The sequence below is a fragment of the Streptomyces sp. SID5643 genome, assembly GCF_009872555.1.
GTDB classification, from domain to species: domain Bacteria; phylum Actinomycetota; class Actinomycetes; order Streptomycetales; family Streptomycetaceae; genus Streptomyces; species Streptomyces iakyrus.
In genome coordinates this window covers 29,960-54,350 of record NZ_WWIC01000337.1, presented here as the reverse complement: position 1 = coordinate 54,350, position 24,391 = coordinate 29,960, and the positions used below count along the sequence as shown (strand labels likewise).

The following is a 24,391-nucleotide window of genomic DNA, read 5'->3' as shown; positions in this document are numbered from 1 at the left end:
CGGTCGACGGACCGGGCCCCCTCGAAACCGTTCGGACGCCTCGCGCGGGCGTCAGAAGAAGACGCCGCACCTCAGCAGGACGTTCGCGTACGGCCGTGCCTCGCCCGTGCGCACGATCAGGCGGGCCCCCGCCGACAGCTCCTTGAGCCGCTCGTGCGACACCAGGCGCAGCCCGGGAAAGTGCCCTTCCAGCAGCGCCGACGCCTCCGGGTTGGCATCCCGCAGCTCCTGCGCCGCCGTCGCCCCCTCGACCACCAGCTCGGCCAGCAGGCCCTCCAGCACCTCGGCGAACGCCGGAACCCCGGCCCGGAAGGCCAGGTCCACGACCCGGGGGCCGTCGGGGATGGGCATGCCCGCGTCGCACACCAGCACCCCGTCGCCGTGACCGAGTTCGGCCAGCGCACCGGCGAGGTGGCGGTTCAGTATCCCGGCCTTCTTCATGAGCCGGCGACCTCCGCCGCCGTCGGGAAGGACGCCTGCGCGCCCTCCTTCGTCACGGTCGCGGCCCCCACCCGCACCGCGTACGCCGCCGCCTGGGCCAGGGACTCGCCCGCCCCCAGCCGCCAGGCCAGCGCGGCGGTGAAGGAGTCGCCCGCGCCCGTCGTGTCCACCGCGTCCACCTTGACGGCCGGAACGCGCGAGACACCCTCGGCCGTAGCCACCAGCGCGCCCTGATCGCCCAGCGTCACCACCACCGACCTCGGGCCCTTGGCGAGGAGGATCCGTGCCCAGTCCTCGGGGGTGTCACCGACGGCGGAGTCACCCAGGATCACCTTCGCCTCGTGCTCGTTGACGATCAGCGGGTCGCAGGCCGCCAGCACCTCCTGCGGAAGGGGACGCGGCGGCGAGGGGTTCAGCACGAAACGGCTCTCCGGCGCCAGGCTCCGTACGGCCTCCACCACCGTCTCCAGCGGGATCTCCAGCTGCGCCGACACCACCCGGGAACCCTGGAAGAGGCAGCCGGCGGCGCTGACGTCCTCCGGGGTGAGGCGGCCGTTCGCGCCGGGTGAGACGACGATGCTGTTGTCCCCGGACGGGTCGACCGTGATCAGCGCGACGCCGGTCGGCGCGCCGCCCACCAGGACACCCACCGTGTCGACACCGGCCTCCCGCTGCGAGTCCAGCAGCAGCCGGCCGTGCGCGTCGTCGCCGACCCGGGCCAGCAGCGCCGTGCGGGCACCGAGCCGGGCGGCGGCCACCGCCTGGTTCGCGCCCTTGCCGCCCGGGTGGACGGCAAGGTCGGAGCCGAGCACGGTCTCGCCGGCACCGGGCCGGCGCTCCACTCCGATCACCAGGTCGGCGTTGGCCGACCCCACGACCAGGAGGTCGTAGTCGTACATGAGTTGCTCCCCACGTGAGTGACATGGCCGGGCGGTCCACCGGCTGTGGTGACCGCCCGGCCGTTCCCCGATGTCAGCCGCTGAAGCCGGCCACGTTCTCCTTGGTGACCACCTTCACCGGCACCTTCACCGTCTCCTCGACCTTCTCGCCCTTCAGGGCCCGCAGGGCGTTGTCCACGGCGATCTTCCCGAGCTGGGACGGCTGCTGCGCCACCGACGCGTACAGGGTGCCGCCCTCGACCGCCTTCAGTCCGTCCGGCGTGCCGTCGAAGCCGACGACCGAGACCGACTTGCCGGCCTTGGAACCCAGGGCCTTGATCGCGCCGAGCGCCATCTCGTCGTTGGCGGCGATGACGCCCTGGACGTCCGGGTGGGCCTGGAGCAGGTTCGACATGACGTCGAGGCCCTTGGTGCGGTCGAAGTCCGCGGGCTGCTGGGCGACGACCTGGATGCCCGGGAAGGCCTTGAGACCGTCGGCGAAGCCCTGCGCGCGCTCCCGGGCCGCGGACGTGCCGGCCTGGCCCTGGAGGATCACGATCTTGCCCTTGCCGCCCAGCTTGTCGGCGATGGTCTTCGCGGCGAGTTCACCGCCGGCCACGTTGTCGGAGGCGACCAGGGCGTCCACGGATGCCTTGTTGACGCCCCGGTCCACCGCGATGACCGGGATCTTCGCCTGGTCGGCGGCCTTGACGGAGTTGCTCGCGGCGTCCGAGTCCACCGGGTTGACGATGATCGCGCCAAGGCCGGAACTGGTGAAGTTCTGCAACTGGTTGGCCTGCTGGGAGGCGTCGTTCTGGGCGTCCGTGACGGTCAGGTCCACGCCCCGCTTCTCCGCCTCGGCCTCGGCACCCGCCCGGATCTGCACGAAGAAGGGGTTGTTGAGGGTCGACAGCGACAGGCCCATCTTGGGGCTGCTCGCCGCGGAGGAGCCGTTGTGCAGGAAGGACGTGGCGCCGACGATCGCGACGGTCACCACGGCCGCGAGCCCGTAGGTCGCCGCCTGCTTGCCCTTGCCTCCTCCGGAGGCACCTGCCACCGGGGTCGCCCCCGCCTTGCGGCGCAGCGTGTCGAACAGCACCGCGAGCGCGATGACGACACCGATGACGACCTGCTGCCAGAACGCGGACACGTTCAGCAGGTTGAGCCCGTTGCGCAGCACGGCCAGGATCAGCGCGCCGATGAGCGTGCCGGACGCCTTGCCGGTGCCGCCCGCGAGGGAGGCACCGCCGATGACGACCGCGGCGATCGCGTCCAGCTCGTAGCCGTCGGCGGCCTGGGGCTGCGCGGAGGAGAGGCGGGCGGCGAGCACGACACCGGCGACGGCGGCGAAGACGCCCGAGAAGGCGTAGATGGCGAGCTTCTGCTTCTTCACGCGCAGGCCGGACAGCCGCGCGGCCTCCTCGTTGCCGCCGATCGCGTACATGGAGCGGCCGATGTAGGTCCGGCCGAGCACGAAGGCCGCGATCAGGCCCATGACGGCCATCACCAGGACCGGCACCGGCAGCCAGCCGCCGAGAGTGTCACCCAGGTGGGAGACCGAGTCGGGGAAGGCGATCGGGGAGCCCTCGGAGATGACGAGGGACAGGCCGCGGGCCACGGACAGCATGGCCAGTGTGGCGATGAACGGCGGCAGCTTGCCATAGGAGATCAGGATGCCGTTGACCAGGCCGCAGACGATGCCGGTCGCTATGGCGAGCAGGACGGCGAGGAAGACCGGGACGCCCGCGGAGGTGGCGCTCCAGGCGAGGACGGTGGCGGACAGCGCGGCGACCGAGCCGACCGACAGGTCGATGCCCGCGGAGACGATCACGAAGGTCACACCGAAGGCGAGGATGGCCGTCACGGCCGCCTGCACACCGACGTTGAGGAGGTTGTCCGTCGTCAGGAAGTCGCCGGACAGCGCCGACATCGCGATGACCAGGACGATGAGCGCGGTGAGCGCGCCGTTGTCGAGCAGGAGGCGGCGCAGCCCTCCCGAGGCGCCACCCGCGCCCGTCGTGCTCTTGAGCGTGTCAGTGGCCACGGGAGGCCTCCTTGTCCGTGCCGGGGTTGCTTACTGCGAGTGCCATGACGGCGTCCTGGGTCGCCTCGTCGGCGGAGAGTTCACCGGCGATCCGGCCCTGTGCCATCACCAGCACCCGGTCGCTCATGCCGAGCACCTCGGGAAGGTCGCTGGAGATCATCAGGACCGCCGCGCCGGCGGCGGTGAGTTCGTTGACGAGCTGGTAGATCTCGACCTTGGCGCCGACGTCGATGCCGCGCGTCGGCTCGTCGAGGATCAGCACCTTGGTGTCGGCCAGCAGCCACTTGCCGATGACGACCTTCTGCTGGTTGCCTCCGGACAGGGTGCGCACGTGCTGGCCGAGGCCGGCCATCCGCACGCCGAGCTGCTGAGCGATGCGTTCGGCGGACTCGCGCCGGCCCTTGAGGTCGACGAGGCCCGCGCGGGAGGCCGACCGCATCGTCACCAGGCCGAGGTTCTCCTCGACCGAGGCGTCCAGCACCAGGCCCTGGCCCTTGCGGTCCTCGGGGACGAGGCCGATCCCGGCGGTCATCGCCGCGTTGACGTCGTACTTCGCGATCGGGGCGCCGGACACCTTCACGGTGCCCTTGTCGTACGAGTCGGCCCCGAACACCGCGCGGACGACCTCGGTACGGCCCGCGCCGACCAGTCCGGCGATGCCGACGACCTCACCGGCGTGCACCTCGAAGCCGACGTCGTGGAAGACGCCGTCCCGGGTGAGTCCCTCGACGGTGAGCAACGCGGCGCCCCGGTCGGGGCGTTCACGCGGGTACTGCTGCTCGATGGAGCGTCCGACCATGAGCCGGACGAGCTCGTCCTCGGGGGTGGAGGCGGGGACCTGCCCGACGCTCTTCCCGTCGCGGATGACGGTCACCCGGTCGCCGAGTGCGGCGATCTCCTCCAGGTGGTGGGTGATGAAGACGATGCCGACGCCGTCCTCGCGCAGTGTGCGCACGATCGCGAAGAGCTTGTCGACCTCCTCGGAGGTGAGCACGGCGGTCGGCTCGTCCATGATCAGCACGCGGGCGTCGAGACTGAGCGCCTTGGCGATCTCGACCATCTGCAGGCGGGCGATGCCTAGTTCTCGGACCCGGGCGCGGGGGGACACGCTCACGCCGACCCGCTGGAGCAGGACCTCGGCGTCGGCCTCCATCCGCCCCCGGTCGATCATCCCGAAGCGGCGCGGCTGGCGTCCGAGGAAGATGTTCTCGGCGACCGTCAGATCCGGTACCAGGTTGAACTCCTGGTAGATCGTGGCGATCCCGAGCCGCTCGGAGTCCTGCGCACCCTGGATGCGCGTCTCCTCGCCGCCGACCAGGATCCGCCCGGCGTCCGGGGTGTAGGCGCCGGAGAGCATCTTGATCAGCGTGCTCTTGCCGGCGCCGTTCTCACCGAGCAGCACGTGCACCTCGCCCCGGCGCAGGTCGAAGTCGACGCCGTCCAGCGCGACCACGCCCGGGAAGGTCTTCCGTATGCCCTCGATGCGCAGCAACTCGTCCGCGTTGCTCACGTCGTGCTCCTTTGCACTGGGGTGGGGTTCTCGCCGCACGAGCGGCGTACGACGAGCCGGGCGGGGAGGGTCACGGACTCGCCGGGCCGTCCCTCGATGCGGTCGACCAGGGCCCGTACGGCGGCCCGGCCCAGCTCGCCCGTGGGCTGGGCGATCGCGGTGACCGGCGGATCGGTGTGCACGAACCACCGGACGTCGTCGAACGCGGCCAGCGCGAGGTCGTCCGGTACGCGCAGGCCTCGCGCGCGTACGGCGTCCAGGGCGCCGAGCGCCATCAGGTTGTCGGCGGCGAAGACGACCTCGGGCGGTTCGGCCAGGTCGAGGAAACCCTCGGTGACCAGCCGGCCGCTCTCGGCCTGGAAGTCGCCCTGCCCTATGTAGGCGTCGGGCAGTTCGAGCCCGTACGCGCCGAGCGCCTCACGGAAGGCCTCCACGCGCTCGCGGCCGGTCGTGGTCGCCGCCGGGCCCGCGATGATGGCGAGCCTGCGGTGCCCGAGCCCGTGCAGATGCGCCACGAGGTCCCGTACGGCACTCCGCCCGTCCGCCCGCACCACCGGCACGTCCACGCCCGGGATCCACCGGTCCACGAAGACCATGGGCGTCCCGGCCCGCGCGGCGTCCAGCATCAGCGGCGAGCCGCCGTCCGTCGGGGAGACGAGCAGCCCGTCGATCCGCCGGTCCAGCAGGGTGCGGACGTGGTGGTCCTGGAGGTCCGGCCGCTCGTCGGCGTTGCCGATGATGACGCTGTAGCCGAGGGCGCGGGCCTCCTCCTCGACGGAGCGGGCCAGCTCGGTGAAGTAGGGGTTCATCACGTCGCTGATGACCAGGCCGAGGGTGTGGGTCTGGTCGGTGCGCAGGGAGCGGGCGACGGCGTTCGGGCGGTAGCCCAGGGTCTCGACGGCGGCCAGCACGCGGGTGCGTGCGTCGGCGCTGACCGACGGGTGGTCGTTCAGGACGCGCGAGACCGTGGCGACGGAGACGCCGGCCTCGGCAGCGACGTCCTTGATGCTGGCCACCGCCGCTCCACCTCCTCGTGGATCAGTCGGGGAGCACGGGCGCGTGCTCGTGGAATCGATTACATCGACGGGAGCATGGAATCGATTACACGCGATCGGGGCAAGCCCCCGGCGGTACCTCTTGACCGGATCGTGATGTCGCGGGGCGCGGCCCGGCGGGCCAGGCTGGAGGTACGGGGGTTTCCTGTGGGGCGTTCGAGGCCCTGTCGGGCCGGAGCGGAGGAACCATGACGGCGGCGACCCGGAACGACGTACCTGTCGCCCTCGAAGGCGACGGCGTGGTACTGCGCATGATGCCGATCGGCGGCGGCCTGTCGGTGGGCTACATCACCCTCCCCCGGGGCACGGACATGGGCCCGGCCCTCAAGGGCCTGCCCGACGACGCCTGCCAGTGCCCGCACTGGGGCTACCTGCTCAAGGGCCGGATCAGGATGCGCACGGCCACGGGCGAGGAGGAGTACGAGGCGGGGCAGGCCTACTACTGGGGCCCCGGCCACGTGCCGGTGGCGCTGGAGGACAGCGAGTTGGTGGAGTTCTCCCCGAGTGAGGACTTCCAGCAGGTGATCGACCACGTGGTGGCACAGGCCGGGTGAAGCCGGAGCCCTTGATGCGCCGGGCCCGCGCCGATGAGTTTCGCCGGTCCGGGCGGTCTCTCTTGCATCGATCTCTTGCATTGATCACAGGAGGAGCGCCGTGACCCAGCTGCTGCGCGTACAGAACTTCAACGTCTCGAGTGACGGATTCGGTGCCGGTGAGGGCCAGAGCCTGGAGCGGCCGTTCGGCCACGCCGACCCGGGGACGATGTTCGCCTGGGCCGGCGCGACCGCGAGCTGGCCGAACCGCACGGACCCGGGCGGGAGCCGGGGCCTCGACGACTACCTGGTGCGCGACTTCCACCACAACATCGGCGCCGAGATCATGGGCCGCAACAAGTTCAGCCCGCAGCGCGGCCCTTGGGAGAACCACGACTGGCAGGGCTGGTGGGGTGACGAGCCGCCGTTCCACACGCCGGTGTTCGTCATGACCCATCACGAGCGCCCCTCGTTCACCCTCTCCGACACCACGTTCCACTTCGTCGGCGGGGACCCGGCCGAGGTCCTCGCCCAGGCGCGCAAGGCGGCCGGGGGCAAGGACGTCCGGCTCGGCGGCGGGGCGGCGACCGTCCGGGAGTTCCTGGACGCCGACCTGGTGGACACGCTGCACGTGGCGGTCTCGCCCGGCGTGGTGCTCGGGTCCGGCTCACGGCTGTGGGAGTCGCCGGAGGAGCTGCTCGACCGCTTCCACCGCGATGTCGTGCCGAGCCCGAGCGGGGTGATCCACCACCTGTTCTGGCGCAAGTGACGACAGATCAGGCGCCCTTGCCCCAGTCCAGCCGGTCGGCGAGCCCTGCGGCGGTGAAGGCGGCTTCCAGCGCGTCGCCTCCCTCGGTGAAGTGGGCCCAGCTGTCGTAGTGGACGGGGACGACGCGGCGGGCACCGAGGATCCGGGCGGCCTCGGCGGCCATGGCGCTGTCCAGGACGAGGACCTGGTTGTCGAAGAGGACGGGGAAGCGGGGCGCGCCGGCGAAGAGCACGGCGGTGTCGACGGGGGCGAAGCGGCCGGCGACCTCACGGACCGCGTCGAGTGAGGCGTTGTCGCCGCTGACGTAGACGGTGGGCAGGCCCTCACCGGTCAGGACGAACCCGACGACCTGGCCGGTGAACGGCTCGACCTGCTCGCGGGGGCCGGGGCCGTGCACGGCCGGGACCCCGGTCACGGTGACCGTGCCGCCGCCGGGCCGGTCCACTTCGACGGACTCCCAGTCGGCAAGGCCCTTGGCCTTGTCCCCCAGGCTTCCGCGGAGGCGCTCGCCGCCGCCGGGCGTGGTGAGGGTGAGGGGTATGCGGTCGAGCAGGGCCCGGCCGGAGATGTCGAGGTTGTCGGAGTGTTCGTCGTGGGAGAGCAGGACCACGTCGATGCCGCCGAGGTCGGCCGGGCTGCCGGCGGCGGGGGCGGTCTTGGTCAGGAGCGGACCCCCGGGCCGGCCGTAGTCGCCGGGGGCGTCGAAGGTCGGGTCGGTCAGGAAGCGCAGGCCGCCGTACTCGAAGAAGGCGGTGGGGCCGCCGAGGACGCGGACGGGGAAGTCGGCCGCCACAGGAACAGAAGACATACAGCACCTCACGGATAGACGCGATCGAACCGTGAGACGACCGTAGCCGCTTCTCACGGATAGAGGCAAGCCGTACCATGAGAAGCATGGAGGAGCCCGTGACTGCGCAACCCGCCCCGCCGCCCGCGCAGGGCGAGGAGGAGCACCCCTCCCTCGCCCTCGCCAACACCGCGATCGCCCTGCCCGGCGGGCACACGCTCGACCTCCTGGGCACCCCCGCCCAGACCAACCACTGGCTGACCCGGCGCGGTCTCGCTCCCGTCGACGCCGGCATGCGGGAGATGTGCGCGGCCCAACTGCGGTCGCTGCGCGAACAGATCAGGTCGCTGTTCGCCGCCCGCGCCGACGGCGTACCCGCCCTGCCCGCGGCGGTGACGGCCATCAACGACGCGATGACCAGGGTCCCGACGGCCCCGCTGCTGCGGTGGGACGACAAGACCGGCCCCTACCGGACCGCCCCCCACCCCACCACCGCGATCGTCGACCTCGCGCTGGCGACCCTCGCCGCCGACGCCGCCGACCTGCTCACCTCCCCCGAGGCCGAGCGCCTGACCGCCTGCGGTTCGCCGCCTTGCACTCGCTTCCTGCTCCGCCACGGCCGTCGCCACTGGTGCTCCACGCGCTGCGGCGACCGCGCCCGCGCGGCCCGCGCGTACGCCCGCCGCACCGAGCAGCGCTGACACTCCCGGTCAGGGCCGGGGCGGGCGGGCGAGCCGCGCCCCTCTGCTCTCCGCGACCCTTGCGACGGCCCGCAGCGACTCACTGAGCCGCCGGGCCAGATAGTGCAGCTCCTCGCCGGTCACGCGGCGCTCCGCGAGGAGTTCGGCGGCATGCCCGAGCAGCCGGTCAGCCATGTCGATCTGCACGTCCTCGATCTCGTCGGCGAGCCGCGAGACGTAGCCGGTCCCGTCGCCGACGAGGTAGCACGGTCTGCCGTCGTCACCGGCCCAGGGCAGGAGCCGCCCGGCCACCGTGCGGTCGCGCGGTTCGCCGGTCATGCGCCCGCCTCCGCCATCAGATAGGGGCGCACCAGTCGGTTGTCCTCTCCCCGGAGCGGAGGCTCGTCGGGACGACAGCAGGCCGCCGGGCATGCGTACGGGCGCGGGGGTGGGACCGCCGGGCGCCGTCGCCTCCCCCGGGGAGGGAAGAGGAAGCGGAGGAACGGTTCCAGGAGGGGGGCGATGAGGTCTACCACGTGCGTCTGCCTGCCTTCTCACCTGCGGTGACTGCGTTCAGTGGTGAATCACTCACAGAGTGAGGCCGACGCTCGCTACGCTGCCAGGGGGTGGAGCTTGACATCGCGACTGTCAAGAAGAGGAGTTGGCCGATGGACGAACGCCGCATGCTTCGAACGCCGCGTCAGAAGTACGGGGAGGAGATGCGGCTGAGGCGGACCGCCGCCCGCCTCACCCAGGAGGAACTGGGCGACCAGGTGGTGTGCTCGCCCACGCTGATCAGCCATTTCGAGGCGGGCCGACGCCTCCCCAAGCCGGATGACGCGCGGCGGATCGACCGGGCGCTCGGGACGGACGGGTTTTTCGCGCGCTGGCTGGAGGACCTGGAGTCGCGCTACACCGACCATTTCGCGGCGGTGGCCGAGCTGGAGCAACTGGCAACTCAAATCCAGCAGTTCGCACTCTCCCTGGTTCCCGGCATGCTTCAGACCGACGGCTACGCACGCGCCCTGTTCGGGGCCTACCGTCCGAACCACACGACCGAGGAACTTGACGAGCTCGTTGTCATTCGAACGCAACGCCGCCGAATCCTCGACGGGCCCGCACAGCCCGTCGTCTGGACGCTGCTCGACGAAGCAGTCCTCCGTCGCCGTGTCGGCGGGCCGCGGGTCATGGCAGAGCAGTTGCACAAGGTGGCGAACATGGCCGAGTCGGGACGGTTGCGCCTGCACGTCCTTCCCTACGGCGTGGGGGCGCACGCACTCATGCAGAGCCTGCTCACGCTCATGACCTTCGAGGACTCAGCCCCGGTGGCCTACGTGGAGGGCTTCCAGACAGGCAACTTGATGGACGAGCCCGCTCTGGTGAGTGCCTGTCATACCGCCTACGCTCTGGCGCTGAGCGACGCATTGTCGCAGCAGGAGTCACTGGCCCTCGTCAGGGCGGCAGCGGAGGAGCATGCGCGTGATCGACAGTGAGCACATCGCCCTCACTGACTGGTACAAGTCCAGCTACAGCGGCGGCGATCAGGGCGAGTGCCTCGAAGTCGCCCCCGCCCACCCCGACGTCCCCGTGCGGGACAGCAAAGCCGTCCACATCCCCGCCCTGGTCTTCTCGCGGAGCGGCTGGGCGGTGTTCGTCACGGCCGTCAAGGACGGGCACATCCGCGGCTAGGCAGGCTGCGTGAGGCCGGGGCGGGGCAACGCCGAGCTGCCGAGACTGATCAAGGCGATGGCCGATCGTGCGATCGCCGCAGGGCACGGGATGGAGCAGTACCCGGTGCTGATCGAGGAGTTCGGCAGACCCGGCGCCCACTGGCCCGGGGCTGCGTCTTACGCCGACTCGTTCAGCAGCCTGCTCAAGTGCTCACGTCCCGGCCCCAGAAGGCCGGGCAGCGGCGCCGCCTCCTCGTACCAGCGCTTCTCGTACTCCCAGCAGAGCCAGCCGTCCCAGCCGTGGCGGGAGAGGACCTCGACGCATTCGGCCAGCGGGAGGACGCCCTGGCCGAGGGCCAGGGGGGTGGTGTCCTCGACGGAGGCGATGTCCTTGACCTGGACGTAGCCGAGGTGCGGGGAGAGGGCCGCGTAGGTCTCGGAGGGCTGTTCGCCGCCGAGCCAGGTGTGCATCACGTCCCAGAGGGCGCCGACCTGGCGGTGGCCGACGAGGCCGAGGATCCGCATCGCGTCGGCGGCGGTGCGGTGCGAGTCGTGGGTTTCGAGGAGGATGCGTACACCCAGGTCGTTGGCATGTTCCGCGGCCGTGCCCAGGCGGCGGGCGGCCGTCGCGTCGGCGTCCTCGGGGGTTTGGACGTCGAGGTCGCCGCCGGGGAAGACCCGGACGTACGGGGCTCCCAGGTCGTGGGCCAGGTCGAGCAGGGCACGGATCTCGGCCAGGACGGGCTCGTCGTCGCCCGGCGCGGCGACCTGTGCGTAGCCCGCCAGACCCAGGAGCTCTACGCCCGCTCCCTTGAACTCGGCCGCGACGTCCGCCCGTTCGGCGGGGCCGAGGCCGGTGTGGACCGGTTCCTCGGGGTGGGCGCGCAGTTCCACGCCGTGATAGCCGTGGGCGGTCGCGAGCCGCAGGACGTCGGGCAGGGGCAGGCCGGGGACACCGAGGGTGGAGAACGCCAGCTTCATGTTGACGGACCCTACCCGGCACCCAGCCCGCGACTCTCCTTCGTCAGGCGGGTGTTGCGTGAAGATCCAGTCGCCAGTCCTGGCCGGTCAGGTCCTGGCCGAAGGAGTGGTGCGGTTTCTCGGCAACCAGGACGAAACCGTGGCGCCGGTAGATGCGGCGGGCGGCGGCGAGGACGTCGTTCGTCCACAGGACGACCTCGCGGTAGCCGGCCTCGCGCGCGAAGCCGACGACCGTCCCGACCAGGCGGTCGCCGATGCCGAGGCCGCGCGCGAACGGCTCGACGAGCAGGAGCCGCAGCCGGGCGGCGCCGGGCGCCTCGTCCCGCACGCACATCACGCAGCCCACCGGCCGGCCGTCCAGCTCGGCGATCCACGTCCGCTCCAGACGCGGGTCGTGGTCTGCGGCGTAGTCGGCGACGATCCGCGCGACCAGGCCCTCGTAGTCGGCGTTCCAGCCGTACTCGGCGGCGTACAGCGCCGCGTTGCGCTGGACGATCCAGCCGAGGTCGCCGGGTGCGGGCTCGCGCAGGACGACGTCCTCGGGGCGCGGGGGGCGGCTCTCGCCCAGGAGCGTCCGGACGGTGCGCATGGCCTCCGCGAGCCGCGGCCGGTCCTCGGCGCGGACCGTGCCCAGCATCTCCCCGACCGACTGCCGTGCCCGCTCGTCGAGCAGGGCGGCGGCCTCCCGGCCCGGCGCGGTGAGCGTGACGCTGCGGCGGCGCGGGTCCGTCTCGGACGGGCCGCGCTCGATCAGCCCGTCCTCCTCGAACCTGTTCAGGATGCGGGTCAGGTACCCGGCGTCCAGGTGCAGCTGGGCCCGCAGGTCGGCGGCGTCCGTACGGGGTGCGTGCGCCAGCTCGTAGAGGACGCGGGACTCGGTGAGGGTGTAGGGCGCGTAGAGCCTGCGGCCGTAGTCGAGGGCGCCGATGACGTTCGTGTAGAAGCGGTTGAAGGAGCGGATGTCCTGGACGGTCATGGTCCCGGCTCCTCGATGTTTGACTCAGTCAGAGATACCCGTGGGTCGAGCCTAGGGCACGGAGACCGGGCACGAGGAGACCCGGACAGCGACGGCCGATGACTTTCTCCGTGCGCCGCAGTCAGAGGAGATGTTCGGGCATCGCGGCCGCGAAAGTTGTGGAAGCGTGCACCGACGGGACCGCTGAAGAACCTGCACGAGATATCGAGGTACCACGATGCGCACCCTGATCAGCACTGCTTTCATCTCGCTCGACGGCGTCGTGGAAGCCCCGGGCGGCGAGCCCGGCTACCGGAACTCCGGGTGGACCTTCAAGGACGTCGAGTTCCTTCCCGAGGCGTACGAGATCAAGGGCCGTGAGCAGGAGGAGGCCGCCGCGCTGATGATGGGCCGCACCAGCTACGAGGCGTTCAGTCCGGTGTGGCCCGACATGGAGGAGTTCGCCGACTACAAGGTGATGCCCAAGTACGTCGTCTCCACCACCCTCGCCGAGGAGAACCTGGTGTCGAACTGGGGCGAGACGGTGATCCTGCGCTCAGTCGACGAAGTCGCCGACCTGAAGGAGACCGAGGGCGGCCCGATCATCGTCCACGGCAGCGCCACCCTCAACCAGTCCCTCTCGGACGCCGGGCTGATCGACCGCTACCACCTGCTCGTCTTTCCGCTTCTGCTCGGCGCGGGCAAGCGGCTCTTCAGCGCCACGGACAAGGACACCCAGAAGCTGCGGCTCGTCGAGCACGAGGCTTACGCCAACGGGATCCAGAAGAACGTCTTCGACGTCGTTCGCTGAGTCCCCGCAGAGGGGACGCGGGCCCGCCCCGTGCGCAGGTGCGGGATCACCACAGGGCATCACCACAGGGCGGGGCCGACCAGCCGGGACCCGGGGGCCGGCTCCGCTGTACACCGGCCGCCCGCTCCCTCCAGCCCGAGCACCTCAGGAAGCCCGCGGCACCCCGGAGGACCCGCGCACCATCAACTCGCCCCGCACCGAGGCGATCCCCCCGGGCGGCGCCTCCTCGCGGCCCATGGCGATCCGTCCGGCCCGGGCTCCCGCCTCCGCCAGCGGCAGCCGTACGGTCGTCAGCGACGGCACCGCGTCGATGCTGAACGGCAGATCGTCGAAGCCCGCCACCGACACGTCCTCCGGGATCCGCAGGCCCGAGTCGCGCAGCGCGGCGCACGCCCCCAGCGCGACGGAGTCGTTCGCCGCGACGACCGCCGTCAGCGACGGATCACGCCGCAGCAGCTCCAGCGTCGCCTCGTAGCCGGACCGCCGGTCGTAGCGCCCGTGCACCGTCCACCGGGGGTCCTCCTCGATCCCGTGCGCGGCCAGCGCGGCCCGGTGCCCTTCCAGCCGGTGCCGTGTGGTCGTCCGCTCCTCGGGGCCCGCGATGTAGCCGAGCCGCCGGTGCCCGAGCCCGATGAGGTGCTCGGTCAGCTCCTGCCCGCCGCCGCGGTTGTCGAAGGTCAGCGCGATCGCCCCGGTGTCGGGCGCCGGCGGTCGACCGCACAGCACGACCCGCGTCCCGGCCTCCGCCAGCTTCCGTACCTTGGCGTCCATCGCCGCCTGGTGTGCCGCGTCCTCGATCGCCCCGCCGGTCAGCACCACGGCCGCGGCCCGCTGCCGCTGGAGCAGCGTGAGGTAGGTCAGCTCCCGCTCGGGTGAGCCGCCCGTGTTGCAGACCACCGCGAGTCTCTCTCCGCCCGCACGGCCGCCCGGCCCGCCGATCTCGGCCTGGATCGCGCTCGCCATGATCCCGAAGAACGGGTCGGCGATGTCGTTCACCAGGATCCCGACCAGGTCGGAGGTGGCGGCGGCCAGCGCGCTCGCCGGCCCGTTGAGCACGTAGTCCAGCTCGTCCACGGCCTTCAGCACCCGCTCGCGGGTGGAGGCCGCCACGGGGTAGTTGCCGTTCAGCACGCGCGACACCGTCGCGGGTGAGACCTGGGCGCGGGCCGCCACGTCCGCCAGGGTCACCGTCATCTCGTCGTCCTCCGGTCGCGCATCTCGTGTCGTCTCCGCCCTCGTACACACCTGGACCACCGGCCGTGGTTCCGCGCGGACCAGCAGGTCGACCGCCCCTGCCCCGACGAACCCATGGCCAGGGTTCCGAGCAGACCTTAAGCCCCCGACCCCCCGTTGTTCGCCCCCTCGAACAACTCGTCCTGGTCACGGTCTTGTCCGGACCGCGGTTCAGAGGCTAGCTTCTCCGTATGTAGAAAGCGCTTGCTGCAACGCTCACCAGTTAACGGGCGGCTCACCGGGCCGCCTGTGATGGGTGGGACGTACGCGGCGCCGCGACCGCGTACGAAGGGAACGACGTTGACACGCAAGACGGTGCGAATCGCCATGAACGGCGTGACCGGGCGCATGGGCTACCGCCAGCACCTGGTCCGCTCCATCCTCGCCCTGCGCGAGCAGGGCGGCCTCGACCTCGGCGACGGCACGGTGCTGTGGCCCGAGCCGATCCTGGTCGGCCGCCGGGAGCACGCGCTGCGGGCGATGGCCGAGCAGCACGGGCTGGAGCACTTCTCGACGGACGTGGACACGGTCCTCGCCGACGAGACGGTGGACATCTACTTCGACGCACAGGTCACCTCGGCCCGTGAGGAGGCCCTGAAGAAGGCCATCGCGGCCGGCAAGCACGTCTACACCGAGAAGCCGACCGCCACCGGCCTCGACGGCGCCCTGAACCTCGCCCGGCTGGCGAACGAGGCCGGCATCAAGCACGGCGTCGTCCAGGACAAGCTGTTCCTCCCGGGCCTGCTGAAGCTGAAGCGCCTGATCGACGGCGGCTTCTTCGGCCGGATCCTGTCCGTGCGCGGCGAGTTCGGCTACTGGGTCTTCGAGGGTGACTGGCAGACCGCCCAGCGCCCGTCCTGGAACTACCGGGCCGAGGACGGCGGCGGCATCGTCGTGGACATGTTCCCGCACTGGGAGTACGTGCTGCACGAGCTGTTCGGCCGGGTGAAGTCCGTCCAGGCGCTCACCGCCACGCACATCCCGCAGCGCTGGGACGAGAACGGCAAGCCCTACGACGCGACGGCCGACGACGCCGCCTACGGCGTCTTCGAGCTGGAGGGCGGCGCGATCGCCCAGATCAACTCCTCCTGGGCCGTGCGCGTCAACCGCGACGAGCTGGTGGAGTTCCAGGTCGACGGCACCGAGGGCTCCGCGGTCGCGGGCCTGCGCAACTGCCGCGTCCAGCACCGCAGCGCCACCCCCAAGCCGGTCTGGAACCCGGACATCCCCGCCACGGAGGTCTTCCGCGACCAGTGGCAGGAGGTACCGGACAACACCGAGTTCGACAACGGCTTCAAGGCCCAGTGGGAGCTGTTCCTGCGGCACGTCTACGCCGACGCCCCCTACCACTGGGACCTGCTGGCCGGTGCCCGCGGCGTCCAGCTCGCCGAGCTCGGCCTGAAGTCCTCGGCGGAGGGCCGCCGTCTCGACGTGCCGGAGATCTCGCTGTGACCATCCGACTTCCCGGTGCCGACGGGGCGCTGCGGACCTACGAGCCCCGCACCGAGCCCCTGGCCGTGACCCCCGGCACGCCCTTCACCTCCCGCACGGTCTTCTCGGCGGCGCACGTCGTCGCCGACCCGTTCGCGGACGTCTCCCCCGACTCGCCCGCCGCGGTCGACTGGGACGCCACCCTCGCCTTCCGCCGCCACCTGTGGTCGCACGGTCTCGGCGTCGCCGAGGCCATGGACACCGCCCAGCGCGGCATGGGCCTGGACTGGGCGGGCGCGGCGGAGCTGATCCGCCGGTCGGCGGCCGAGGCCAAGGCAGTCGGCGGCCGTATCGCCTGCGGCGTGGGCACCGACCAGATCGCCTCCGGCTCCCTCGCGGAGGTCCGCGCGGCCTACGAGGAGCAGCTCGCCCTCGTCGAGGAGTCCGGCGCGCAGGCCATCCTGATGGCGTCCCGGGCGCTCGCGGCGGCGGCCTCCGGGCCGGAGGACTACCTGGAGGTCTACGGCCACCTGCTGCGCCAGGCCGCCGAGCCGGTCGTCCTGCACTGGCTGGGCCCGATGTTCGACCCGGCCCTGGAGGGCTACTGGGGCTCGGCCGACCTGGACGCGGCGACGGACACGTTCCTGGACGTGATCGCCGCCCACCCCGACAAGGTCGACGGCATCAAGGTCTCCCTGCTGGACGCCCGGCGGGAGATCGACATCCGCCGCCGGCTCCCGGAGGGCGTGCGCTGCTACACGGGTGACGACTTCAACTACCCCGAACTGATCGCGGGCGACGAGCAGGGCTTCAGCCACGCGCTGCTCGGCATCTTCGACCCGCTGGGACCGCTGGCGGCGCAGGCGGTCCGGGTCCTGGACACGGGCGACGTGCAGGGCTTCCGCGATCTGCTCGACCCCACGGTCGGGCTCTCCCGGCATCTGTTCCAGACCCCGACCCGCTTCTACAAGACGGGCGTGGTCTTCCTGGCCTGGCTGGCGGGCCACCAGACGCACTTCACGATGGTCGGCGGCCTCCAGTCGGCACGCTCGCTGCCGCACTTCGCGACGGCGTACGAACTGGCCGACGGACTGGGGCTGTTCCCCGACCCGAAGCTCGCGGAGGAACGGATGAAGACGCTGCTGAGCGTGTACGGGGTGAACCAGTGAGCGGGTCCCTGGAACGCTTCTCCATCAACCAGATGACGGTGAAGCAGCTGTCGCTGCCGGAGCTGGCCGACGGCTGCGCCCGGCTGGGCATCCGCAACGTGGGGCTCTGGCGCGAGCCGGTGCAGGCGTTCGGCCTGGAGGCCACGGCCAAGCTGGTGCGGGACGCCGGGCTGACGGTGACGACGTTGTGCCGGGGCGGGTTCTTCACGGCGATCGACCCGCAGGAGCGTGCGCAGGCCCTGGCCGACAACCGCCGCGCGATCGACGAGGCGGCGACGCTGGGCACGGACACGCTGGTCCTGGTCTCGGGCGGGCTGCCCGCGGGCTCGAAGGACCTGCGCGGCGCCCGGGAGCGCATCGCCGACGCCCTGGCGGAACTGGGCCCGTATGCGGAGCGGCACGGCGTCCGCCTGGCGATCGAGCCGCTGCACCCCATGTACGCCTCGGACCGCTGTGTGGTGTCGACCCTGGCCCAGGCCCTGGACCTCGCCGAACGCTTCCCGGCGCACCAGGTCGGTGTCACGGTCGACACGTACCACATCTGGTGGGACGACACCGCGCCCGCGCAGATCGCCCGGGCGGGCGCGGGCGGCCGTATCCACACCTTCCAGCTCGCCGACTGGACGACTCCCCTCCCCGAGGGCGTCCTCACCGGCCGCGGCCAGATCGGCGACGGGTCGATCGACATGCGGGAGTGGCAGGACCACGTGGAGGCGGCCGGCTACACCGGTGCCATCGAGGTGGAGCTGTTCAACGACGTCCTGTGGGCACGGGACGGCCAGGAGGTCCTGGCCGAGACGGCGCAGCGGTTCACCGAACACACCCGCTGACCCGGCTCAGCACCAGGCCGCTGCCCCACCCCGCCGGACAGGGGCGGGGCAGCGGCAGGTGCGCGCCCCCGCCGGATGGAACCCCGCGGAGGGGCGGATGCCGGGGGCCCTCCCACCCGCGGAGCGTGGGTGGCGCGTGTCCGGGCCGCTCCGGATGCACCCGCACCCGGGGCGTGACACGCTTTTCCCAAGGACTCGGCCGGTCGTAGTGCTCTCTCTTCCCCTCGCATCCCGATTCGGAGAGCAGCCATGGCTGACTTCCTCGTCAACTCCACCACGTCCGGCGACCAGCTCCAGCCCGCCGTCGACGGCTTGTTCGGCACGCAGTTCCTGGAACTGTGGTCGGACGACAGCGACTTCGTCATCAAGGGACAGTTCCTGGGGGACGACGGCGACAAGCTCGGGAGCGAGTTCGCGGTCAGTACACAGCCGGCGGACGGGCCCGGGGTGCGGCCGCTGTGGCCGTCCGTGCTGTCCGCCGGGATCAGCGGCCAGTTCGCCGTATGGCTGGAGACGCCGTCCGGCCTGCCCGGCCCCAGCCCGTGCGTGAAGCTCCAGCGGTTCACCGAGGGCCGGAAGGCCGGTCCGGAGACGCTCGTCACGGCCGACGCGGATCCGAAGGTCCGGCCCTGCCTGGCGTTCATGATCGACGGTGGTGTGCTGGTCACCTGGGCGAGCCCGCGGCCCGACCGGCGCATCCGCGCGCGGCGGTTCCGTTCGGACGGCAGCCCTGCGACGCCGGAGTTCACGGTCAGCACCACCGAGGGCTTCCACGAGAGGCCCGCCGCCTCGATCCTCACCAACGGCAACGTGGTCGTCGCCTGGTCGACCGATCCCTCGTCGATCGGCGGCGGCCGGCTCACCCTGCGGTTCTTCGACTTCGAGGGCAACGCCCTGGGCGGGGAGATCCAGCCCGACGTCGGCGGCTTCACCGGGGTCAACGCGATCACCCTGCTCGACAGCGGACGGTTCGTCGTCGCGCACATCGAGCGCATCCAGCCCAGCGACCTGGGCAAACCGCAGACCACGGTCGCGGCGAGCATCTTCCAGCCCGACGGCACCGAGACCCTCGACATCACGGCCGGCAACCCCCGGGGCTTCACCCGGAGTTCCCCGGCCCTGTCCCGGCTCCCCGGCGGGCGCTTCCTCATGGCGTGGGTCGAGGAGAGCGCGGACACCCACGACACCGTGCCGACGGTGATGGCCAAGGTCTGCTCGGAGAGCCAGGGTTCACTCGGCGACCCGGTGCGGGTCAGCACGGCCGCCCCCGGGACACGGGCCCACACCTGCACCGCGACGGCCTTCGGCAACGGCCCGGAGAGCGCGATCGTCACCTGGGCCGACGACAGCCACCTCGACGGCGACACGGGCTTCGGCGTGCGGGCCCGCACGTACCACGTCAGCCCGCCCGGGATGCTGGTCGAGGCCTCCTAGGGGCGGCGCGGCGTCCGGCCGTCGCCGGAAACCGTACGGGTGCTCGGTGAACTGTGGCCGGGAGTGGCGGCTCGTCCGTCCCGCCGGCCCCCTGGTTCCCCTGTGTACCGACTTGCGGAAATCCGGGCCGAGCCGGGAACCCGGACCGGACCGTCCCCGTCCAATGGCAGGCCGCCGGGGAGTCATCACGGTGCGGTGTCGGCCCTCGCCACTGGCTGCGATCGCTGACCACCCTCTCCGCCGTACCGCGGCCGGCGGCACCCGCCGCCATCGGCGCGTCCCCCTCCAACCGCGCCGGTGGCGGCCCCTTCGCGGTTACCGTGCATTCCCTTGACTGGCAGAAACTTCCCGGATATTGGTGACCTCTTGGAAGTTTCCTTCAGCGGATCCGCCTCGGATCACCTCCGGAAGGAGCGCACGTGCACGACACCGGCACGGAAAGCACGGGAAACACGGCTCAGCCCTCCAGACGCACCCTCCTCGCCGCCACGGCCGGCGTCACGGCCGCCCTCGCGGCCGCCGGGCCCGCGCGCGCCGCCGCCCCGGACGACAGCCGGCTGCGCACCCTCGTCTCCCGCATGACGCTGGAGGAGAAGGTCGGCCAGCTCTTCGTGATGCGGGTCTACGGCCACTCCGCCACCGCCCCCGACCAGGCCGACATCGACGCCAACCTCAAGGAGATCGGGGTCCGTACCGCCGCCGAGCTGGTGGCGAAGTACCGGGTCGGCGGCATCATCTACTTCGCCTGGGCGCACAACACCCGCGAGCCGCACCAGATCGCGGACCTGTCCAACGGCATCCAGAAGGCGTCCCTGGAGCTGCCGCGCGGGCTGCCGGTGCTCATCTCCACCGACCAGGAGCACGGGATCGTCGCCCGGGTGGGCGAGCCCGCCACGCTCTTCCCGGGCGCCATGGCCGTCGGCGCGGGCGGGTCGCGGTCCGATGCGCGCACCCTCGGCCGGATCGCGGGCGCCGAGCTGCGGGCGATGGGGATCCGGCAGGACTACTCCCCCGTGGCCGACGTGAACGTCAACCCGGCCAACCCGGTCATCGGCGTACGGTCCTTCGGTGCCGATCCGCGGGCCGTGTCCGCGCTGGTGGCCGCCGAGGTCGCCGGGTACCAGGGGTCGGGCGTCGCCGCGACCGCCAAGCACTTCCCCGGGCACGGCGACACCAACGTCGACAGCCACACCGGCTTCCCCACCATCACGCACAGCCGGGAGCTGTGGGAGAGGCTGGACGCCCCGCCGTTCCGGGCGGCGATCGCCGCGGGCATCGACTCGATCATGACCGCCCACCTGATGGTCCCGGCCCTCGACGACTCCGGCGACCCGGCCACCCTCTCCCGCCCCATCCTCACCGGCATCCTGCGCGAACGCCTCGGCTACGACGGGGTCGTGGTCACCGACTCCCTCGGCATGGAGGGCGTACGCACCAAGTACGGCGACGACCGGGTGCCGGTGCTCGCGCTGAAGGCGGGTGTGGACCAGCTGCTGAACCCGCCGGACCTGGACCTGGCCTGGAACGCGGTGCTCACGGCCGTACGCGACGGGGAGCTCACCGAGGCCCGGCTCGACGAATCGATCCTGCGGGTGCTGCGGCTGAAGTCCAAGCTGGGGCTGTTCCGTTCGCCGTACGTCAGTCAGGCCGGTGTGGACCGGACCGTCGGCACCCGGGGCCATCTGGCGGCGGCCGACCGGATCGCCGAACGGACGACCACGCTGCTCGTCAACGAGGGGCGGCTGCTGCCCCTGTCACGGCGCCGGCACCCCGAGGTGCTGGTGGTCGGCGCGGATCCGGCCTCGCCGTCGGGCACGACGGGACCGCCCACCGGCGTGCTCGCCGGCGCGCTGGGAGAACTGGGCTTCACCGCCACCGCCCTGTCCACCGGCACCGCCCCCTCCACGGCGACCATCGCGAAGGCGGTCGCGGCGGCGCGTGAGGCCGACGCGGTGGTGGTGGCCACGTACAACGTCACGGCGGGCAGCAGTCAGAAGGCGCTGGTGGAGCAGCTCGTGGCCACGGGCAGGCCGGTCGTGGCGGTGGCGGTCCGCAACCCGTACGACGTGGCCCAGCTGCCGTCCGTACCGGCGTGCCTGGCCGCCTACTCCTGGACCGACGTCGAACTCCGGGCCGCCGCACGGGTGATCGCCGGGCGGGTGAAACCGCGCGGGAAACTGCCGGTGGCGGTGCGGCGGGCGGATGATCCGGAGCAGGTGCTGTACCCCGTCGGCTACGGGCTGTCGTACTAGACGTACGCCACGGCCCGGGCGCACCACCCCCAACGTGCGCAAACCGCCCCATGTGCCTGGCGTGCGCCCGCGACGGCGGGTCACGCTGGGCGAGCACACTCGGGGGGTCGGCGATGCGTGAGAGAAGTTCCGTGGGGGTGGTCGGGGGGCTGGTGGTGCTGCTCGGCACGCTGCTGACCGGCTGCCAGAGCCCGTCGGGCGGCGTGGCGGAGGACGGCCGGCTGGGGGATCCCGCGGCCGGCGGGACCGCGCGGACCGCCACGGCGTCACCGGTGCCGACCCGGCCCGCCGGATACGGGGCGGTGTTCCTCGCGGTCGGCGAGTGCAGCTCGTTCGGCACGACGAGCTTCACCGAGGTGCCGTGCGCCGGCGAGCGGGCGGCGGCCCGGGTCGTGGCACGGCACGACGGCACGGTGCGGGACGGGCCGCGCTGCCCGGCGACGACCGACTTCGTGCTGCACATCAGCGAACAGCGGCCCGCGTCCGACGAGGACGGCGACGGGGCGGTCCCCCAGGGCTACGCCTGCATGCGCAACCTCCAGCCGCCGCACCCCGGCGACCCGGGCGGCGGGGGCGGGCCCCGCACGATCGTCGGCGACTGCGTCTACGGCTCCGGTGACGGGCAGGTCCGTGAGACCGCCTGCGACGGCAAGGGCGAGCGCCGACCGCAGTACAAGGTGTCCGAGGCGGTCACCGACCGCGCCGACTGCCCCGGCCCGACGGCCCTGTACGTCCGGCTGGGCGGGGAACGGCCGGTGGGGTGCGCCCGGTTGCTGTGAGCGGGGCGTGCGCCATCGCCCGCGTCACCCCGTCAGCCTGTTGCGCGGGAGTCTTCGCCGGGCCTCGGCCATCTGGTCACGGACGTGCTGCGGGGGCAGGTCCGCCGCCAGCCGGGCCAGTTCCTCGAAGGTGGACAGGTACGTTCCCGTGCTGCCCTCGCCCCGCAGCTCCCTCTCCCGCTCCACGAACGGCCGGACGGCCTTCCACACCGAGACGATCCGGGTGCGCAGAACCGTGACCAGCAGCGTCTGGTCGAGCAGTCCGAAGACTGCGAGGTTGGCGAACGACTGGTAGTAGTACACGACGCTGCAAAAAGCCGCCTTGGCCTCCGGCGGCAACCCGCGCACTCCGTCCTCCGGGTCGTGCTCGGCCCCCAGTCGGGTGCACACGTAGTCGTGCTGTTCATGGAACTCGGCGGACCGGAACTCCCGCAGCAGATCGATCAGCACCGATATGTGGTTGGCGTGCTGCGCGATGCGGGCCTGCCGTGTGCTGAACACGATGGAGGTCACCACTGCGACGACGGCGATGGCCGTGGTCACGACGTTGAAGACGACAGAACTGTCCATCAGGTCACCGTACGGAGCATTCGCCGCGCCCGCAGGGACATGCGAACCGCCCCCCGGCCCTGAGGCCGGGGGGCGGTCGTATCCGGCAAGGTGCGGTTACGGACGCAGCGTCATCTCACGCTGGACGTCCCGCTTGTCGAGCTTGGCGTCGAACTTCGCCAGCGGCTTGGCCGCCTGCGGGTCCGCCTGCACCGAACCCGGGGCGACGCCGGCCCAGTCGAGGATGCGGGCGGTGGCGAGGGCCTTCTGCTCGGGCACGAGGCCCGCGACGTTGGCGCCGTGGTTCATGCCGGGGGCGGTGAAGACGTAGGAGTCCTTCGCGCCCTTGCCGACGCGGAACGGCTCCGCGCTCCACGGGTCGTTCTGTCCGTTGACGAACAGCATGCGGCGGGCGTTGTGCCGGACCCAGGTGTCGATGTCCCGCATCGCCTGCGGCTGGAACTTCATGGGGATGTCCCGGGGGACGAAGTTGCGCGGCGGCTGGTAGCCGTAGCGGATGTACTGCTTCTCGATGTGCGGGAACCGGATGGTCGGCGCGCCGAGCTGGGTGCCGGCCTGGTAGTAGTACGGCGTGTAGTTCGACAGGCCCTGGTCGGCGTAGGCGGAGAAGCCGGAGATGGTGTCGACGGAGGTCCAGATCTCGTCGTCGGTGGCGTTCCTGGCGTCGGCCGGGATCTGGTCGCAGTCGGACAGCAGGCTGTACTGCCAGAAGCCCCACACGTAGTCGAGGACGGTCGCCTCGTAGGCCTTGTCCAGGCTGCCGATGGTGGTGAAGGTGAGGCCGTTGTCCTGCGCGAAGGCCGCGTACTTCTTCTCCAGCGGTTCGCGGCGCACCAGCGCCTCGCGCTGCACGCCGTTCAGGCGGTCGCGGCACTCCTTGGTGCCGACGCGGGCGAAGAAGCGGTCGTAGGCCGAGTCCTCCTTGTTCACCACGTCGTTGGGGGCGACGTAGGCGACCACGCCGTCCATGTCCCGCGGGTAGAAGCGCTCGTAGTAGGTGGCGGTCATGCCGCCCTTGGAGCCGCCCGTGGAGATCCACTTCTTGTCGTAGATGCCCTTCAGCGCCTTGAAGACGCGGTGCTGGTCGCTGGCGGCCTGCCAGATGTCCAGCTTGGACCAGTCCGCCGGGGCGGGCCGGGACGGGGTGAAGAAGCGGTACTCCAGGGAGACCTGGTTGCCGTCCACGATCTGGGTCGGCTCGCTGCGGCGGGGCGTCGTGGAGACGTTGTAGCCGCTGGTGAAGAACACCGTCGGGCGCGCCACGTCCTTGTGCAGCACGGTGATGCGCTGCTGGAACGTGCCCTTGGACGGCTTGCGGTGGTCGACCGGCTGCGTGTAGTTCAGCACGAAGAAGCGGTAGCCGGTGTACGGCTTCTCCTCGATCAGGCTCATGCCCGGTATGGAGAGCAGCCTCTCCTTGATGTCGGTGGTGCCGGCGGCGTCGGCGGCGGTGGCCGCTCCCGCCGTGCCCAGTGTGCCTATGAGCACCGTGAGCGCCAGCAGCCATCTGAGCGCCTTGCGCATGCGCACTCCCCTGTGAGACAGATGTGCGCCGGAAGCTAGCGGACCAACTCACCGG

The 24,391-nt window shown here is 71.7% G+C and carries 24 protein-coding genes and 1 pseudogene; 13 read left to right on the top strand and 12 right to left on the bottom strand.

Translation table 11 applies throughout. The features are described from left to right. Positions 1-51: 51 nt before the first annotated feature. From rbsD to GTY56_RS35530, 5 genes are all read right to left on the bottom strand, one after another. Entirely contained in the window at positions 52-441 is a 390-nt protein-coding gene (gene rbsD, locus GTY56_RS35550; RefSeq protein ID WP_161369406.1) for a D-ribose pyranase, read from the bottom strand. Further along, the gene (locus GTY56_RS35545) at positions 438-1,340 is read right to left on the bottom strand and encodes a ribokinase (protein ID WP_161369405.1); all 903 of its coding nucleotides are present in this window, start codon (positions 1,338-1,340) and stop codon (positions 438-440) included. Before GTY56_RS35545 ends, rbsD begins: the two co-directional genes overlap by 4 nt. 73 nt (positions 1,341-1,413) lie before the next feature. Next, entirely contained in the window at positions 1,414-3,363 is a 1,950-nt protein-coding gene (locus GTY56_RS35540) for a substrate-binding domain-containing protein (protein ID WP_161369404.1), read from the bottom strand. Continuing rightward, positions 3,353-4,873 (bottom strand): ATP-binding cassette domain-containing protein, encoded by a 1,521-nt coding sequence (locus tag GTY56_RS35535; protein ID WP_161369403.1) that lies wholly within the window; start codon positions 4,871-4,873, stop codon positions 3,353-3,355. The genes GTY56_RS35540 and GTY56_RS35535 overlap by 11 nt, the downstream gene beginning before the upstream one ends. Then, positions 4,870-5,889, bottom strand: a complete 1,020-nt coding sequence (locus GTY56_RS35530; protein WP_161369402.1) for a substrate-binding domain-containing protein — start codon at positions 5,887-5,889, stop codon at positions 4,870-4,872. Before GTY56_RS35530 ends, GTY56_RS35535 begins: the two co-directional genes overlap by 4 nt. Positions 5,890-6,116: 227 nt before the next feature. On the opposite strand from GTY56_RS35530, the gene GTY56_RS35525 reads away from it, so the two are divergent. Both GTY56_RS35525 and GTY56_RS35520 read left to right on the top strand, forming a co-directional pair. Further along, on the top strand, positions 6,117-6,482 hold the full coding sequence (locus GTY56_RS35525; protein ID WP_161369401.1) for a cupin domain-containing protein: 366 nt from the start codon (positions 6,117-6,119) through the stop codon (positions 6,480-6,482). Between the two features lie 100 nt (positions 6,483-6,582). After that, positions 6,583-7,230 (top strand): dihydrofolate reductase family protein, encoded by a 648-nt coding sequence (locus GTY56_RS35520; RefSeq protein WP_161369400.1) that lies wholly within the window; start codon positions 6,583-6,585, stop codon positions 7,228-7,230. A 7-nt stretch (positions 7,231-7,237) separates the two neighbouring features. On the opposite strand, the gene GTY56_RS35515 is transcribed toward GTY56_RS35520, so the two are convergent. Then, positions 7,238-8,038 (bottom strand): MBL fold metallo-hydrolase, encoded by an 801-nt coding sequence (locus GTY56_RS35515; RefSeq protein WP_161369399.1) that lies wholly within the window; start codon positions 8,036-8,038, stop codon positions 7,238-7,240. 86 nt (positions 8,039-8,124) lie between these two features. Here GTY56_RS35515 and GTY56_RS35510 point away from each other — a divergent pair, with 86 nt between their 5' ends. Next, positions 8,125-8,718 carry a CGNR zinc finger domain-containing protein gene (locus GTY56_RS35510; RefSeq protein ID WP_161369398.1) on the top strand — a complete coding sequence of 198 codons (594 nt, stop codon included), beginning with the start codon at positions 8,125-8,127 and terminating at the stop codon, positions 8,716-8,718. Between the two features lie 9 nt (positions 8,719-8,727). On the opposite strand, the gene GTY56_RS35505 is transcribed toward GTY56_RS35510, so the two are convergent. Beyond that, entirely contained in the window at positions 8,728-9,036 is a 309-nt protein-coding gene (locus tag GTY56_RS35505; RefSeq protein WP_161369397.1) for a hypothetical protein, read from the bottom strand. A gap of 329 nt (positions 9,037-9,365) precedes the next feature. Between GTY56_RS35505 and GTY56_RS35500 the strand changes: the two genes are divergently transcribed. The 3 genes and pseudogenes from GTY56_RS35500 to GTY56_RS41695 form a co-directional block, all read left to right on the top strand. Next, the gene (locus tag GTY56_RS35500) at positions 9,366-10,190 is read left to right on the top strand and encodes a helix-turn-helix domain-containing protein (RefSeq protein WP_161369396.1); all 825 of its coding nucleotides are present in this window, start codon (positions 9,366-9,368) and stop codon (positions 10,188-10,190) included. Further along, positions 10,177-10,386 carry a DUF397 domain-containing protein gene (locus GTY56_RS35495; protein ID WP_524540179.1) on the top strand — a complete coding sequence of 70 codons (210 nt, stop codon included), beginning with the start codon at positions 10,177-10,179 and terminating at the stop codon, positions 10,384-10,386. The genes GTY56_RS35500 and GTY56_RS35495 overlap by 14 nt, the downstream gene beginning before the upstream one ends. A 27-nt stretch (positions 10,387-10,413) precedes the next feature. Beyond that, positions 10,414-10,518, top strand: a pseudogene (locus GTY56_RS41695) (imine reductase family protein); the annotation flags it as partial. A 26-nt stretch (positions 10,519-10,544) separates the two neighbouring features. Here GTY56_RS41695 and GTY56_RS35490 read toward each other — a convergent pair. Then, positions 10,545-11,348, bottom strand: a complete 804-nt coding sequence (locus GTY56_RS35490; protein ID WP_161369394.1) for a sugar phosphate isomerase/epimerase family protein — start codon at positions 11,346-11,348, stop codon at positions 10,545-10,547. Between the two features lie 43 nt (positions 11,349-11,391). After that, on the bottom strand, positions 11,392-12,324 hold the full coding sequence (locus GTY56_RS35485) for a bifunctional helix-turn-helix transcriptional regulator/GNAT family N-acetyltransferase (RefSeq protein ID WP_161369393.1): 933 nt from the start codon (positions 12,322-12,324) through the stop codon (positions 11,392-11,394). Between the two features lie 217 nt (positions 12,325-12,541). Between GTY56_RS35485 and GTY56_RS35480 the strand changes: the two genes are divergently transcribed. After that, positions 12,542-13,114 (top strand): dihydrofolate reductase family protein, encoded by a 573-nt coding sequence (locus tag GTY56_RS35480; RefSeq protein ID WP_161369392.1) that lies wholly within the window; start codon positions 12,542-12,544, stop codon positions 13,112-13,114. A 144-nt stretch (positions 13,115-13,258) separates the two neighbouring features. Here the strand turns inward: GTY56_RS35480 and GTY56_RS35475 are convergent, their stop codons facing one another. Then, positions 13,259-14,308 (bottom strand): LacI family DNA-binding transcriptional regulator, encoded by a 1,050-nt coding sequence (locus GTY56_RS35475; protein WP_161369391.1) that lies wholly within the window; start codon positions 14,306-14,308, stop codon positions 13,259-13,261. 339 nt (positions 14,309-14,647) lie between these two features. Here GTY56_RS35475 and GTY56_RS35470 point away from each other — a divergent pair, with 339 nt between their 5' ends. The 6 genes from GTY56_RS35470 to GTY56_RS35445 all read left to right on the top strand — a co-directional run bounded on the left by GTY56_RS35470 (position 14,648) and on the right by GTY56_RS35445 (position 22,242). Beyond that, positions 14,648-15,799, top strand: coding sequence for a Gfo/Idh/MocA family protein (locus GTY56_RS35470; protein WP_161369390.1), 1,152 nt, complete (start codon positions 14,648-14,650; stop codon positions 15,797-15,799). Next, on the top strand, positions 15,796-16,947 hold the full coding sequence (locus GTY56_RS35465) for a DUF993 family protein (RefSeq protein WP_161369389.1): 1,152 nt from the start codon (positions 15,796-15,798) through the stop codon (positions 16,945-16,947). The genes GTY56_RS35470 and GTY56_RS35465 overlap by 4 nt, the downstream gene beginning before the upstream one ends. A gap of 32 nt (positions 16,948-16,979) precedes the next feature. Further along, positions 16,980-17,777 (top strand): sugar phosphate isomerase/epimerase family protein, encoded by a 798-nt coding sequence (locus GTY56_RS35460; RefSeq protein ID WP_161369422.1) that lies wholly within the window; start codon positions 16,980-16,982, stop codon positions 17,775-17,777. A gap of 249 nt (positions 17,778-18,026) precedes the next feature. Continuing rightward, positions 18,027-19,211 carry a hypothetical protein gene (locus GTY56_RS35455; RefSeq protein WP_161369388.1) on the top strand — a complete coding sequence of 395 codons (1,185 nt, stop codon included), beginning with the start codon at positions 18,027-18,029 and terminating at the stop codon, positions 19,209-19,211. Positions 19,212-19,630: 419 nt separating this feature from the next. Then, positions 19,631-21,463 (top strand): glycoside hydrolase family 3 N-terminal domain-containing protein, encoded by a 1,833-nt coding sequence (locus GTY56_RS35450; RefSeq protein ID WP_161369387.1) that lies wholly within the window; start codon positions 19,631-19,633, stop codon positions 21,461-21,463. A gap of 113 nt (positions 21,464-21,576) precedes the next feature. Continuing rightward, entirely contained in the window at positions 21,577-22,242 is a 666-nt protein-coding gene (locus GTY56_RS35445; RefSeq protein WP_161369386.1) for a hypothetical protein, read from the top strand. A 24-nt stretch (positions 22,243-22,266) separates the two neighbouring features. On the opposite strand, the gene GTY56_RS35440 is transcribed toward GTY56_RS35445, so the two are convergent. Both GTY56_RS35440 and GTY56_RS35435 read right to left on the bottom strand, forming a co-directional pair. Continuing rightward, positions 22,267-22,812, bottom strand: a complete 546-nt coding sequence (locus tag GTY56_RS35440; RefSeq protein ID WP_161369385.1) for a DUF4760 domain-containing protein — start codon at positions 22,810-22,812, stop codon at positions 22,267-22,269. A gap of 96 nt (positions 22,813-22,908) precedes the next feature. Further along, positions 22,909-24,336 carry a S28 family serine protease gene (locus GTY56_RS35435; RefSeq protein ID WP_161369384.1) on the bottom strand — a complete coding sequence of 476 codons (1,428 nt, stop codon included), beginning with the start codon at positions 24,334-24,336 and terminating at the stop codon, positions 22,909-22,911. Positions 24,337-24,391 lie beyond the last annotated feature (55 nt).